Source organism: Streptococcus cristatus (assembly GCF_001588905.1).
Classification (GTDB): Bacteria; Bacillota; Bacilli; order Lactobacillales; family Streptococcaceae; genus Streptococcus; species Streptococcus cristatus_N.
This window is the reverse complement of the sequence record NZ_LAWH01000029.1, coordinates 1-14083: the sequence shown is the minus strand read 5'-3', so window position 1 is coordinate 14083 and position 14083 is coordinate 1. Positions and strand designations below refer to the sequence as shown.

The following is a 14083-nucleotide window of genomic DNA, read 5'->3' as shown; positions in this document are numbered from 1 at the left end:
CTATGAATAAAATCGAAAGTAGGCATCGCCTCATCCGCTCCCTTATCATGGAAAAAAGAGTCCATACCCAGCAGGAACTCCAAGAACTACTGGAAGCAAATGGTGTCATTGTCACCCAGTCTACCCTTTCTCGTGACATGAAAACTCTCAATCTAGTCAAAGTGACCGAAAATGACAAATCCTACTATGTCATTAACAGCATCGCCCCTTCTCGCTGGGAGAAAAGGCTGCGCTTCTACATGGAAGACGCCCTCGTCATGCTCCGCCCCGTCCAGCATCAAGTCGTCATGAAAACCTTACCCGGACTAGCCCAATCTTTTGGTGCCATTTTAGATGCTTTGGAGTTGCCCCAGATTGTTGCTACCGTCTGTGGAGACGATGTCTGCCTGATCATCTGCGAAGATAATCAAGCTGCTATCGAATGCTTTGATAAACTCAAAGAATTTGCACCCCCATTTTTCTTTAGTAAATAACAAAAGAGTTGGATTTTCCAACTCTTTTGTTATTTTTAGCAAGATTTTTTGCAAAGAAAATTAGTAGAACTAACATCTATCCTAGCAATTTTACTCCCCTGCCAAGCGGAAAATAGTCTCAGCATAGATATCCATCGCATGATAGAGATCTTCCAAAGACGCTCGTTCATTGGCCTGATGTTCCGTCTGCTCTACACCTGGGAAAAGAGCACCAAAGGCTACACAGTTTGGCATGGTTCGAGCAAAGGTAGCCCCACCAGAGGACATAGCTGGACTAGTATCGCCAGTCTTTTCTTGATAGATAGCCATCAGCGTGCTGACCAGTTCGCTGTCCTTAGGTACATAAAGCGGAGCCAGATAGTCAAATTCTTCATAGTCAAGCTGGTAGCGCCCAGCAATCTCCGCTAGTTGTGCTACTAGCTGATCTTTATCCGCTAAGACAGGAATCCGAATATCAATACGGATTTCAGACTTTTCTGAGTTCAGCGTCAGACCTGCAATATTAAAGGAGAGTCTACCAGAGGGTTCATCCGAAATGTCACCAAATAAACGGCTGCCAGTCGCATCGTCTCCCACTGCTTCTGCAATAAAGGCTAGAGCAGGATGAGCTTGTAAAGGCTGTAAAACTGTCGCTAGCCGAACAATAGCATTGATACCTTCAGCTGCATCCTTGGCATGCTTAGGTAGACCGAGAACAGTGACTTGTTGGTCATTTTGCTCGTAGTCAAAAGAAGCTGCCTGCAAACCTGCCACGACCTGCTCCAAAAGTTCTCCTTGATAGCTAGCCTTGCCAGGCACAACATTAAAGGCCTCTCCTGCTTCTAGCTCTAGCTGTTCTGAACCAGGACCATGCAGCTTGACCTGTAAGAGGCCTTTTTCAGCATAGGTCAGAGGGAAGGAAGAATCTGGCGCAAAGCCGAGCGTCGCTGTTTCTTCGAGTTCATTGTACCGCCCCATACAGCGCCAAAGTGTCTCTTCGTCCGTACCAAAGATAAACCGAACCCGCTTTTTAAATTTTACTCCGCTATCTAGCAGAGCCTTGACTGCATAAAGAGCAGCCATTGATGGTCCCTTATCATCTTGGACACCACGTCCGAAGATCCAGCCGTCTTTGATAGTTGCCTCAAATGGCGGTGTCCGCCAATCCGCTTCATCACCTGATGGAACAACATCCAAATGACAGAGAACGGCCAGGAGCTCTGCTCCCTGACCGATTTCTGCATATCCGTAATAACCTTTAGGGTCAAGATAGGTAGTGAAACCTAAACTTCGACAAATCTCTAAAGTTTTTTCTAGGACATCTTGAATTGCTTGTCCAAAAGGTGTTCCATTTTCTCCTTCGTTAAGTACCGAAGGGTAGGAGATCAAGGTTTTTAATGATGTAAGAAATCCATCTTTAACTTGATTTGTTATATATGTTTTCATGGAATCACCTTACTCACTATTTTATAGGAATGGAATGAACGTTCCAAGGAGAAGAAGGGCGATAGTCACTACAATGATAGCAACTACAAGTTTGCCCATGAATTTCCACCAAGTACCAATGTTGATACGTCCAAGCGCAAGAGCTCCCATCACAATACCAGATGTTGGTGCGATCAAGTTCAAGACACCTGAAGCAGATTGGTAAGCAGTGATGATCAAGCTAGGACGCACATTGACAAATTCTCCGAGTGGAGCCATGATACCCATAGTCGCGCTGGCAAGACCAGATGAAGATGGGATCAAGAATGACATAGGCAGATAGAAGATATAAGTCAAAACGATAAAGACTTGTGAAGACAGACCGCTCAGACCTTCTTTACCCCAGTTGAGGATAGTATCTGTAATCATACCATCGTTCATGATAACTTGGATACCACGAGCAATTGCTACGATCAAGGCTACACTGAGCAAGTCAGCAGCACCATTCATGAAGGCAGAAATAATCTTGTCTTCTTTAAGACCATAAACAACACCAATAAGGATACCCATAAAGGCGAAGAGCATTGCTCCTTCTGGGAAGTACCAAGTACCCAAAGCAGCTGTAGATGAACCAACAATCTTACCGATAACTGGAAGACCAGTCAACCAAGTATTTAAGTCTCCAAAGAGAGTAATACCTAAGTCACTCCATGGAATGAAACTCAAGACCATCAAGACAAAGGTCAGTACAAAGAGAACAAAGACATGTTTTTGTTTCTTAGTAAGAGTTGAGTTAACATTTTCTTCATCTTCTCCAACATTGAAGAATTTCATATCTTCATCACGTGTTGCATAAGTGAGAGACTTAGTTGGATCTTTTTGGATCTTATCAGCATACTTGTAAACGAACCAAGTGCTAAGACCAGTTAAAGCAAACCAGAAAATCAAACGAAGGATAATCCCTTCACCAAGACCTACACCTGCAGTTGATGAAGCAATACCTGTCGCAAATGGGTTCAAAGTAGATGCCAAACATCCAATCTGTGAACCGAGCAAGATAATGGCAACCCCAGTCAAGCTATCAAATCCAACAGCCATCATAACTGGCACAAGGAGAGGATAGAAGGCCATGGTTTCTTCACCCATACCATAAGTTGTACCACCGAGGGCAAACAAAGGCATGAGAACCAAAATCAACATTTTTTCGCGGCCCTTGTACTTCTTCACAATAGAAGCAATACCAGTGTCTAGCATACCAGTTTCATTAACAACACCAAGGAAACCACCAACCATGAGGATGAAGAAGGCTACATCGATCGCTGCACTTGTTTCTTTAATCAGCGAGCCTTCCTCTGGATGAGTACCTAGCATAGCCCGAATCGGTGCCATGAGAACATCCCAAATCCCTTGCGGATTTTGAGGTTGGGCTTTATAAACACCATCCACAAAGGCACCCGCAGGGATGATCCAAGTCAACACTGCCATAATAGCAATGATTATCAACAAGACGGTGTAAGATGAAGGCATCTTAAACCCTTTTTTAGCTTTTTCACTCATTTGTTTTTCCTCCTAATGTCTAACAAAGTGCAAAAAACCAACCACTTTCTTAAATAAATATTTAAGAAAAACGCTTTCTATTTATATTTATTTTACCACATTAAGGTCTAAAAAACTAGTATTTTTTGAAAATAGCGCACTTATTTTCAAGAAATATTCCTAACTTGATATAAAGACGTTAGAAATACCATATATTTTACTAGTAAAATAGCTTATTCTTTTTCAATAATTGTTCCGCTTTCAGATTCGATCAAAGCGCCAAGATTTTCAAGGGAAGTAATAACTGCTTTTCCTTCTGGACGGCCGTTGACAAAAGCGATAGCTGCTTCTACTTTTGGAAGCATGCTTCCTGGGGCAAATTGGTCTTGTTTGATATATTCTTCTAGCTGAGCAACATTCACATGTTCCAACTTTTCTTGGTCTGGTTTGTTGTAGTTGACAAAGACGTAATCTACACCAGTCAAGACGATGAAGAGGTCAGCTTCGACTAATTCCGCCAAGCGTTGAGAAGCAAAGTCCTTATCAATAACAGCTTCAACACCAGCCAAATGACCGTTGTCTTCCTTGATGACTGGAATTCCGCCACCACCAGCAGCAACGACCACTTGACCAGCATTCAAGAGGGTACGAATTGTTTCGATTTCCTTGATATCAACAGGTTTTGGTGAAGCAACAACCTTGCGCCAACCGCGGCCAGCATCCTCTTTGAAAGTCGCTCCACTCTTTTCAGCTTCTACTTTTGCTTCTTCTTCTGAGTAGAAAGGACCGATTGGTTTGCTCAAGTTAACAAAAGCTGGGTCATTTTTATCGACAACAACTTGTGTCACAACTGAAGCAACATCTTTCTCGATGCCTTCATCCAAAAGAGCATTTTGCAAGGCATTTTGCAGCCAGAAACCGATGCTACCTTCTGTCATAGCAACAAGTGAATCGAGTGGGAAAGCAGGGTTCTTTTCAGAATCGGCAGCCAAGTGTTGGAGCAAAAGATTTCCAACTTGAGGACCATTACCGTGAGTGATGATCAAATCATCTCCATTTTTGATCAGTTTTACAAGATGCTTAGCTGTTTCCACCAAAGCTTCCTGTTGAGCTTTTGCTGACGGATCAGAAGAAAGAATCGCATTTCCTCCCAAAGCTACTACAATTTTACGATTTGCCATAAATTCTCCTTTATCACATTCAATTGAATGCCTTTAGATTTCGGTTTAATATTTTTTCAAATTTTTATAAGAAATAACAGATTTCCATCATATAAAAGAGGACTGGACTAAAGCTATTAGTCGCAGCCCTCATAGCTGTTGGTATTACGGTTTATAAATTATACTTTTGGAATGTAAAGGTTGCCGAGTGTAGCAGCCATAACAGCTTTGATTGTGTGCATACGGTTTTCTGCTTGGTCAAAGTGGCGAGCATATTTGCTGCGGAAGACTTCGTCTGTTACTTCCATTTCTTCTACGCCAAATTTTTCAGCGACATCTTTACCGTAAACAGTATTTGTATCGTGGAATGCTGGCAAGCAGTGCAAGAAGATCAAGTCTTCATTGTCAGCTTTCTTCACCAATTCCATGTTAACTTGGTAAGGTTTCAAAAGTGCAACGCGTTCTGCGAATTTATCTTCTTCACCCATAGATACCCAAACGTCTGTGTAAAGTACATCTGCACCTTTAACAGCTTCGTCTGCATCTTCAGTGATGAGGATGTGTGCGCCGCTTTCTTTAGCAAAGCCTTCTGCCAATTCAACAATTTCTTTTTCTGGGAAGAGTTCTTTTGGTGAGAAGATGTGAACGTTAACGCCAAGGATAGCTCCTGTTACCAGCAAGCTGTTAGCAACGTTGTTACGTCCATCACCACAGTAAACCAATGTCAAGCCTTCCAAACGACCAAAGTTTTCTTGAACTGTCAAGTAGTCAGCAAGCATTTGAGTTGGATGCCATTCATCAGTCAAACCATTCCATACTGGAACACCTGAGAATTCTGCCAATTCTTCTACCATGCGTTGGCTGAAGCCGCGGAATTCAATCCCGTCAAACATACGTCCCAATACTTTAGCAGTATCTTCTGTAGATTCTTTCTTACCAAGCTGAATATCATTAGCACCAAGGTATTCTGGATGTGCACCAAGGTCAATAGCTGCTGTAGTAAAGGCTGCACGCGTACGAGTAGATGTTTTTTCAAACAAGAGGGCGATATTCTTACCAGCAAGATAATGGTGTTGAATATTGCGTTTCTTCAAGTCTTTCAAGTGAGCTGAAAGTCCGATTAGGTATTCTAATTCTGCACGAGTAAAGTCTTTTTCTGCAAGGAAGCTACGTCCTTGGAATACTGAATGTGTCATTCTGTTATTTCCTCTTTCTAGTTATTAAATTTCTATTGATAAATTGTCGAACACGAATTAAACTTCTTCACGTTCAAATGGCATAGACATACAACGAGGTCCACCACGGCCCCGAACCAATTCACTTCCGCGAATCTTGATCAAGCGAAGCCCGTATTCTTCCAAAATCTTGTTGGTTACAGTATTGCGGTCATACACCACTACCACACCAGGAGCGATAGTCAAGGTGTTAGAACCGTCATTCCATTGTTCACGTCCAGCTGCTACGATATTACCACCACCACAACGAATCAAATGAACTTTTTCTACGCCAAGGTTTTGAGCCAGAAGCTCAGCCAAGTCACCTTTTTCTTCAACGATCTTCAGTTTTTCGTTTTCATAAGTAACTGAGTAAACGCGAAGGTCGCCTTCGATTTCTGGGTGAATGGTGAACTTGTCATAGTCAACCATAGTGAAGACAGTGTCTAAGTGCATGAATTTACGGTTGTTAGCAAATTCAAAGGCCAATACTTTCTTGAAGCCAACATTCTTCTTGAAGATGTTCACCAAAAGTTTTTCGATAGATGCTGCGTCTGTACGTTGAGAAATACCAACTGCCAATACATCTTTAGAAAGAACTAACTCATCTCCACCTTCGATACGAGTATCTTCTTCACGGTTGTAAACCAATTCCACTTTTCCAGCGTATTCTGGGTGATATTTGAAGATGTATTTACCGTAAAGTGTTTCACGGTTACGAGTATCTGCAAACATGTGGTTGAGCGATACGGCATTACCAATGGTAGCAAATGGATCGCGTGTGAAGTAAAGGTTTGGCATTGGATCAATCGCAAATGGATAATCTGATTCTACCAAGTCAGTCAGACCTTTCGCTTCATCAGGGATTTCTGGCAATTCAGCTTTTTGAACCCCAGCCATTGTTTTTTCAACCAATTCTTGGTTGTCCTTGATACCATGCAGCAATTCACGAATAGCTTTCTTCGTTTCGCGTCCACGAATATTTGCTTCTTCCAAATATTCTTCGATGAACTGTTCACGAATTTCTGGAGAAATCAAGGATTCAGCAGCCAATTTTTCGAGATAAAGAACTTCAATTCCTTCATCACGAAGAGCTTGAGCGAATGCATCGTGTTCTTTTTGAGCATCTTCCAAGAAAGGAATGTCATCAAAAAGAAGACGTTCTAGGTAGTCCGGTAGCAAGTTTTCCAGCTCTTTGCCCGGACGGTGCAACATAACTTTTTTCAGTTTTCCAATTTCTGAGAAAACATGAATTGGATGTGTAGACATCTATTGTCCTCCTTTTCGTTGAGGTTTGGTTTCCCAATCCCTTTTATGCTATTATTCTATCATGAATTGGAAAGGCTTACACCTAAAATCTTACATTACAAATGCCAAATTCTTTCCATTTTTTATAAAACATTATGATATTTATTTATTTTAAAGCGTTTTCTTTGCATATTTTGGTTGTTCTATTATTTTTAGGAATATATATTTTTTTGTAAAAAATATATGTTCAATTAATATTAGAATATGATCAGAAAAAGCTTTTAAATGTGTAAAAATGTTTGAAAAAAGCCAATCAAATGATTGATTAGCTTCCTTCAAAATATCTCATAAAGTAATCCTTATTCTTAAATGTCAATTTTTTATGCTCGTAGTCAATCACTCCTTCTTCTCTTAGTTTTTTTAGAACCTGATTGACTGTTTCACGTGTAGTGGCTCCTAACTTGGCCAACTCTTTCATACTCATTGGAAATGGAAGTGTATCCTGCTCTTTGCACAGATCCTTGCACAAAATAGATAAAGACTGGGTCACGCGATCCGTAGCACTGGCTGAGACGACATTCCGTAAGCGCAATTCCTGAAATTCTAAAATCTGTGATAAACGCTTGGTGATAAACAACAGCTGATCGACATTCTTTTTTGAATAGCCTTCAAACAAGTCCATAGGAATGCTGAAATATTCGACATTGGTGACCGCGCTAGCCGTATAATGATAACGCTCATCGAAAAACATACCTCCATACGGAAACACACTATTCATTTTAATATAATCCATATAAGAAAAAGTATCAGTTGAATCATACTGTTCGATACGAACATAGCCTCGATGCAGGAGGAAAAGACGATCCCTACGGTCTCCTGAAAAGAAAATAATCTGCCCCTTGGGAATCTTGCGAAATTGAATCTCAATAGCAATTTTATCAAAAATTTCCACAGGAAAATGTGCAAATGCTGGATGTCGTCTAATAACCTGATAATGTTCCTTATTGATCATAATAACCCTTCTTTCTTGCTATTAGTATTATAGCATAAATCCGCTTCCAGAAACAGAAATTATTAGCCTAGTTTATTTTAGTAAAAAAGAATAATATTAAAGTAAATCATTAGCAACTTAGCTTTACTCGCTTGCTTTGAAAATTCGTTTTAAACATTCTCTCAGAACTTTTAAAATACTCCTGCTAAGTACATTAAGAATCCTTTTCCAACGAAAGAGAGGCTAGGACCCTTTTGTCCTAACCTCCCCTTACTATCTAATCTTGTTTAAACCCTTACCTACTTTACTTGAGCTTGATTAAACATTTTTACTCTTGGTATTAAAAATTGATATCGATAGAAACTTCTTAGTCAAAAATACCAGAGCAAGAAATTCTACCAAAATAATCACTTCAACCAGAATCGGTTGAGTCAGCCAACCAACTTGAACCAGAGCAGGAGCCAAATCAATCAAAGCATGAAAGCCCAGAGCTGCAAGAAAATAGCCTAGCTTCTTATCTTTTACAGCCGTCCAAACCCAGAAAGTCAAGAATACTTGGATTGCAAGTGCTAAAATACGCTCGAAAGCCAGTAAGTAAATTTGACCTGCCTGTAGTTTTTGTACATAAGAAATCGTCGCTTGGGGTAATTTCGCTAGCAAGGGGCTGTTCCCTTGGCTGACTAGATGAGCGAGGACAAACAGACTCAAGAGACCTGAAATACCGATGAAAAGAGCTTCGATCCCGCCGTGTCCTAAACCATAGGCCAGACTATCACCGATAGTCAGTGGACGCTTCTTTTGTAGATATCGAAAAATCACATAGCGCGCCATCTCCTCAAAGATAGCTGCCGTTGCAATGCCATACAAAACATAAAGCAAGGGAGCATTTTTCATTAGAGCAATCGTTCCATCAGCCTGAGGCTGTAGAACCAATCGATGTAGGAGATTTTCGAAAATCTGACTAGACAGATAAAATCCAACCCCTCCCAAGAGGAAAACAAGCAGGGAAATCTGCTTGGTCTTTTTAAAATAAATTACTGGAATGACTACAGCGGCTAAAATCAGCACCATAGCAATCAAAATATGCGTTTGAAGCATGAAATCGTCTCCTCAACTATTAAAAGTTTTACTAGAATTATACCTTTTTCCTCCCAGATGTCAATCCTCTAAAAAAGCTGGTCAGAAAACTCATATTCAGAACAAAATGCGAGGATCGACTCGCATTCTACAACTATTTTCTATAAAACAGCCTCATTCAGCAGGTTCATTGCAGAGCCTAGTTGCTGGGCCGATTTTAATTCATGTTGACCCGGTGCCACTCATTGATGATATAGGCAATTTGACCGACCTGATCAATACCAACTCCACTAATCTCCTCACTGGCTTCTGTGCTGCCACCTAAATAGGCTGTATAAAGTGCCACAATATAGGGCTTCTCCTCCATAACAATAGCATCAACATTAAGTGCCTCTCTAACATATCCAGGCTTTTGGTAAATTGTCAAATCGTATAAATAACGTTTGTAATATTCACCAGGGAAGGAAACACCGATAAAATAAAGAATGTCCTTGTATTTTTCTTGATTATTCCACAGATACTCCAGAACTTGAATATAGTAGTCCGTTGTTGTTTTATTCTCTCTGCTGATCGTCTTGACTTTAGCTTTTGACCGGCCATACCTTCCAAACATGCTGTAGGCCTTATCCATCCCACCCAGTCGCTCTGCTAGCGCATAAGCAGGCGTATTTTCAGAATAGACCAAGGAATACTCCTGCATATCAGGAATAGACATGGCGCCATTGAAGGCCGCTACATAGTTATCATGCTCTCCCTTGTATTCATAGCTGGTACTGGTAATATCAAACCGCTCTTCCAGCGATAATTTTCCTGCTGCTACCTCATCAACAACCAACATATTCAGGGGGAGTTTATAAGTAGAGCCTGCTGTCATAGGCTGGGTATCATTCATGGCATAAGTTTGCCCACTCGTCAAATCTTTATAAGAAAAAGCAATCTGCGAAGAGTCAATTCCCATGTCATCCATATAAGCCTGAACAATTTGTGGCAAGGTCATATTCGCATAATCGTAAGATAAACCCAAAGCCTCCATGGTTGGAAGGTCTTGCTCTATCACCTCTTGCTTCTCTTCCATCGTCTTGCTAGCACGCGCAGTCGCCTCAGATTTTGTTTCTTCTCCTTCTGTAGCCTGTGAAGAAGCAATTGATTGACCTGCTTCTGCTATCTTTTTATCAGCTCGCTGTGGCTCCACCAAAAGACCCAAAAAACAAATAAATAAGAAAACACCACCGAACCAGCAAGCCAGTTTCTTAATGTCATTTTTAATCAAAGTTTTTCTCCTAATATTTTAGTATTATAAAAGATTCTCATTAAAATAACAAGTAGAAAGGTCAATTTAAGGGCATTTAAAAACGAATCATTGCGATCCGTTTTATAATTCTATTATTTAGCTGCTGCGTAGAGTTCATCTACTTTGTTCCAGTTAATCACTGAGAAGAAAGCCTTGATATAGTCAGGACGCACGTTGCGATATTTCACGTAGTAAGCATGTTCCCAAACGTCCAAGCCGAGGATTGGTGTCTTACCTTCTGAGATTGGTGTATCTTGGTTTGCTGTTGAAGTTACTTCAAGCTTTCCTTCTTTATTGACAACCAACCATGCCCAACCTGAGCCGAAACGAGTTGTTGCTGCTGCAGTGAAGGCTGCTTGGAATTCTTCGAATGAACCGAATGTCGCATCGATTGCTGCTGCAAGTTCTGCTGAAGGAGCTGTCTTCTCAGGAGTCATCAATTCCCAGAAAAGAGCGTGGTTCAAGTGTCCACCACCGTTGTTGATCACTGCTTGGCGAATATCAGCTGGAATAGACTCAACATCTGCCAACAGTTTTTCCAAATCTTCACCAATTTCAGGATGTTTTTCAAGCGCTGCATTTACGTTATTCACGTAAGTTTGATGGTGCTTGTCATGGTGAAGGTGCATTGTTTCCTCATCGATGTAAGGTTCCAAAGCGTCGTATGCATAAGGTAGATCTGGTAAAATAATTGCCATTTACTTGTCCTCATTTTCTTTATTATTATACAAATCATAACGTAAAAACGCACATTTTTCAACTATTTTGCTTATAAATTTTGCTAAGCTTTTAGAAGTTTCCTGTTGCGATTTTTAGCAAGGCAAGGTCAAAAAGGTAGTCCTTGTCATAAAGGCCAGACTTGATCTGGTAGTCCGTTTCAATCAAACAGGTCAGGGTTCTTTTCAGAAAGCTGAGGCTAAGCCCACGCGCATCCTTAAGCGCAAACTTGACTTGAAAGGGATTCACCTTGCGTCCAAGATAGTCTGATAAATCCGACACGATTTGGCTCTCGGATCGGCCATTATCCGCTAAAATCTTGACCTGAGTAAACATTCGAAACTGGCCTAACATGATGGCAATCAGCTTGATTTCATCTTCACCCTGCAAGGTTAGATCGCGCACCAAACTCCGTGCGGCATCAATTTGTTTCTGTAAAATCAGCTGGGTCAAATCAAAAATGTTGTCCTGCAAGGTTTTGGGAATGGCCTCAGCGATATCTTCCAGACTGACTTGCCCCGACTCTTTATAAGACTTCAGAAAAGCCAAGTTTTTACTGATTTCGCTAAAATGAAAGCCTGATTTGATCAGCAAGTGATCAAAAGCCTTCGGAGCAAAGTCCAGACCTTCAAGCTGGGCTTGTTTGGTAAAATACTGACGTAAGTCTGCTTCCTTAATCTCAGCTGCTTCAAAGATCTGTCCATCTCGCTTGAGTATCTTGACTAGTCGGCGTTTGCTGTCTAGCTTGCCTTCCGCAAAAATGACCAATTTGGTCGTGCTACTAGGAGCTTCCAAATACTGCTCAAAGGACTTGAGCTCTTCATCCGATAAATAGCGCTTTTTTGCTGTCGTTAGATCCGCAAAATGATCTAAAATGATAATCTTTTCATCCGCAAAAAAGGGCAGGCTGACTAAATCTAACTCCACATCTGCATAAGACGTTTCTTTCATGTCAAACAACGTGACATTCAAATCCGCTGGATCGTAGTGAATCTGTTTCGAAAACTCGTCTTTTAACAGCTCAAATTGCCCCAAGTCGTCTCCCGTCAAGATCGTTAAAGGCGGAAGGTTTTCGGGAGTGATTTTCCTAATTTTTTCAATTGCTAACACAGTGGTACTCCCTTCCTTTTTCTTGATTCTTAGTCATGTATAAATTGTAACAAAAAACAGCAGGAAAGTCTGCTGTTTTTCATCATTCTGACTAGAATATCAGGGATTAAAAGAATTGTCCCAACTGCATGATGACTGTGACCAAGAGGGTGATAAGAAAAAGAATGCCACCTAGAACTGCAATCATACTAAACTCTTGCTTCTCTCTTTTCAACGGTTTTCTACGATTATCTAGTTGCTCGTTGATATGTTCCTGCAGAATTCCCTTTTTCTTCTCTGGCATGATTGTCCTGAACAGCGATGCGGATATTGCGATGAGGCAGCTTCATAGCCGCTTTCATATTGCCTGGTAAAGCCTCTCCGATAGGCTCTTGCCAGAAAAGAACATCTTCTGCACGGCCATTTTTAGGACGAAGAGCGTAAGCCACCAAGAAGGGAGTCGCTAGAGAATTATAAATAATACGATCTGTATCATATCCACGATACTGAAGATAAAAGACGACAAATTCTTGTTTGGATTTAAAGATATGACGTTTTCCCTCCAGTGTCAGGATAATATCGCCAGTCAGATGATTTTCCATAATGACCACGACATTGCTCTGATCAAAATAGCGAGTATGGGTCGGACGTTGTGTCTGGTCGTAGGTTATTTGTGCGAAAAGCCGTCCTTTGCGATTGTAGATATCTGCTGCTCGAACTTTCCCCTCTGTATCCAGCCATTCGACAGCCCGCACACGTCTTTCATGCGTCGGTTGGCGATAGAAAATATTGGCACGCTTCTTGCCCATATCCAAGATTTCGCCATTTACATTGCTGGAGCGGATCTCCCATAGGTGAGGTTTCGGGACAAGATTAAAATAAATTGCCCGGCCTTCTGGCGTGTCCAAGTCTCCTGTAAAATAACTGTAAGGAGACTCAACATCTGGTGCAAGATAGCCATCGTCTTGTACAACAACAACAGGACAATCAAGTCCTGTTGCTTTTAATGAACGTAACAAATCAAAACTTGCTTGATCATAGCGGTCAAACAAACAAATCATAGTGGTTATGCCTTTCTTTCTGAATCCTAAAGGCTGTCTATGCCGTATTATGGTAACACCTTGTTTCAAAAAATACCAGATGAGGTGTTTTTTAGCATGCCCTTTTATGGATCAAAAAGTGTTAAAAATAAGACAGTAACCTCAGAATAGCTACTGTCTTATCTCTTTTTTACTTAAAGCCCTGATAGACTTGACAAATGGTAGAAAAGAGCCCAAAAACCCCAGATAGCCTTGAGCCATCCGGGGTTCTTATCTTCATCGCTAAAATGATATCAACAAAATTTCATTGTAGCCGATTTTTGGAACTTAGTCTTCTAAATCCATTTCAGAAGCTGCTGATCTCTTCTTCTTACCAAGAAGAGAGGCAGTTACCAAGGCAGCTACTCCTAATCCAAGACCAGCAAATTGGTTACTTGCAGTTCCTGTATTTGGTAAAGCCTTAGCGTTTGGAGTAACTTTGACTTGTTCTGGTTGTGCAGGCTGTGGCTTAGGTGCTTGAGAGTGATTTGTAGCACTTGAGATTGAAGCACTGTCAGACAAGCTAGCTGAGGTACTTGCGCTGTTGCTCAAGCTTGTGCTTGTTGAGACTGACTCACTTGCACTTACAGATTCAAGGTAGCTAGGAAGGTTAAACTCTGGCTTAGATTCGCTTGTTGGCTCACCCTTACTATAGCTGAATGAGTTAGATTGTTGTGACGCACTTGTACTCAAACTGTTTGAAACGCTATTGCTAAGTGATGTAGATGTACTTACGCTGTTACTCATGCTTGTGCTTGCTGATTCAGATGCACTGATTGAAGCGGACACGCTGTTGCTCATGCT

General features: G+C 41.1%; 14 protein-coding genes. 1 reads left to right on the top strand and 13 read right to left on the bottom strand.

Annotated elements, in window-relative coordinates; translation table 11 throughout:
• Positions 1–2: 2 nt before the first annotated feature.
• Positions 3–473, top strand: a complete 471-nt coding sequence (locus tag A0765_RS06425) for an arginine repressor (protein WP_005590761.1) — start codon at positions 3–5, stop codon at positions 471–473.
• Between the two features lie 90 nt (positions 474–563).
• Here A0765_RS06425 and A0765_RS06420 read toward each other — a convergent pair whose 3' ends face one another.
• The 13 genes from A0765_RS06420 to A0765_RS06360 form a co-directional block, all read right to left on the bottom strand.
• Entirely contained in the window at positions 564–1898 is a 1335-nt protein-coding gene (locus A0765_RS06420) for a dipeptidase (protein ID WP_062005412.1), read from the bottom strand.
• Positions 1899–1919: 21 nt separating this feature from the next.
• Positions 1920–3434 (bottom strand): YfcC family protein, encoded by a 1515-nt coding sequence (locus A0765_RS06415; protein ID WP_045499182.1) that lies wholly within the window; start codon positions 3432–3434, stop codon positions 1920–1922.
• A 212-nt stretch (positions 3435–3646) separates the two neighbouring features.
• On the bottom strand, positions 3647–4594 hold the full coding sequence (arcC, locus tag A0765_RS06410) for a carbamate kinase (protein ID WP_005590764.1): 948 nt from the start codon (positions 4592–4594) through the stop codon (positions 3647–3649).
• A 158-nt stretch (positions 4595–4752) separates the two neighbouring features.
• Complete coding sequence (gene argF / locus A0765_RS06405; RefSeq protein ID WP_005590765.1) at positions 4753–5769, bottom strand: ornithine carbamoyltransferase; 1017 nt, start codon at positions 5767–5769, stop codon at positions 4753–4755.
• A gap of 57 nt (positions 5770–5826) precedes the next feature.
• Positions 5827–7056 (bottom strand): arginine deiminase, encoded by a 1230-nt coding sequence (arcA, locus tag A0765_RS06400; RefSeq protein WP_005590767.1) that lies wholly within the window; start codon positions 7054–7056, stop codon positions 5827–5829.
• Positions 7057–7360: 304 nt separating this feature from the next.
• Positions 7361–8047 carry a Crp/Fnr family transcriptional regulator gene (locus tag A0765_RS06395; protein WP_062005410.1) on the bottom strand — a complete coding sequence of 229 codons (687 nt, stop codon included), beginning with the start codon at positions 8045–8047 and terminating at the stop codon, positions 7361–7363.
• 297 nt (positions 8048–8344) lie between these two features.
• Positions 8345–9124, bottom strand: a complete 780-nt coding sequence (locus A0765_RS06390; RefSeq protein ID WP_062005408.1) for a YhfC family intramembrane metalloprotease — start codon at positions 9122–9124, stop codon at positions 8345–8347.
• A 196-nt stretch (positions 9125–9320) separates the two neighbouring features.
• Positions 9321–10373, bottom strand: a complete 1053-nt coding sequence (locus tag A0765_RS06385; protein WP_062005405.1) for a serine hydrolase — start codon at positions 10371–10373, stop codon at positions 9321–9323.
• 113 nt (positions 10374–10486) lie between these two features.
• Positions 10487–11092, bottom strand: coding sequence for a superoxide dismutase SodA (gene sodA / locus A0765_RS06380; protein WP_062005403.1), 606 nt, complete (start codon positions 11090–11092; stop codon positions 10487–10489).
• 91 nt (positions 11093–11183) lie between these two features.
• Positions 11184–12221, bottom strand: a complete 1038-nt coding sequence (gene holA / locus A0765_RS06375) for a DNA polymerase III subunit delta (RefSeq protein WP_062005401.1) — start codon at positions 12219–12221, stop codon at positions 11184–11186.
• A 106-nt stretch (positions 12222–12327) separates the two neighbouring features.
• Positions 12328–12504, bottom strand: coding sequence for a hypothetical protein (locus tag A0765_RS06370; protein ID WP_062005399.1), 177 nt, complete (start codon positions 12502–12504; stop codon positions 12328–12330).
• Positions 12449–13261, bottom strand: coding sequence for a glycosyltransferase family protein (locus A0765_RS06365; RefSeq protein ID WP_257000829.1), 813 nt, complete (start codon positions 13259–13261; stop codon positions 12449–12451). Before A0765_RS06365 ends, A0765_RS06370 begins: the two co-directional genes overlap by 56 nt.
• Before the next feature lie 306 nt (positions 13262–13567).
• A partial coding sequence (locus A0765_RS06360; RefSeq protein ID WP_257000827.1) for an LPXTG cell wall anchor domain-containing protein occupies positions 13568–14083 on the bottom strand: 516 nt, incomplete at its 5' end.

Bases quoted from the DNA above. Each gene is read 5' to 3' on its own strand.
- A0765_RS06425 (WP_005590761.1), top strand. From the start codon at position 3: ATGAATAAAATCGAAAGTAGGCATCGCCTCATCCGCTCCCTTATCATG.
- A0765_RS06420 (WP_062005412.1), bottom strand. From the start codon at position 1,898: ATGAAAACATATATAACAAATCAAGTTAAAGATGGATTTCTTACATCA.
- A0765_RS06415 (WP_045499182.1), bottom strand. From the start codon at position 3,434: ATGAGTGAAAAAGCTAAAAAAGGGTTTAAGATGCCTTCATCTTACACC.
- arcC (WP_005590764.1), bottom strand. From the start codon at position 4,594: ATGGCAAATCGTAAAATTGTAGTAGCTTTGGGAGGAAATGCGATTCTT.
- argF (WP_005590765.1), bottom strand. From the start codon at position 5,769: ATGACACATTCAGTATTCCAAGGACGTAGCTTCCTTGCAGAAAAAGAC.
- arcA (WP_005590767.1), bottom strand. From the start codon at position 7,056: ATGTCTACACATCCAATTCATGTTTTCTCAGAAATTGGAAAACTGAAA.
- A0765_RS06395 (WP_062005410.1), bottom strand. From the start codon at position 8,047: ATGATCAATAAGGAACATTATCAGGTTATTAGACGACATCCAGCATTT.
- A0765_RS06390 (WP_062005408.1), bottom strand. From the start codon at position 9,124: ATGCTTCAAACGCATATTTTGATTGCTATGGTGCTGATTTTAGCCGCT.
- sodA (WP_062005403.1), bottom strand. From the start codon at position 11,092: ATGGCAATTATTTTACCAGATCTACCTTATGCATACGACGCTTTGGAA.
- A0765_RS06370 (WP_062005399.1), bottom strand. From the start codon at position 12,504: ATGCCAGAGAAGAAAAAGGGAATTCTGCAGGAACATATCAACGAGCAA.
- A0765_RS06365 (WP_257000829.1), bottom strand. From the start codon at position 13,261: ATGATTTGTTTGTTTGACCGCTATGATCAAGCAAGTTTTGATTTGTTA.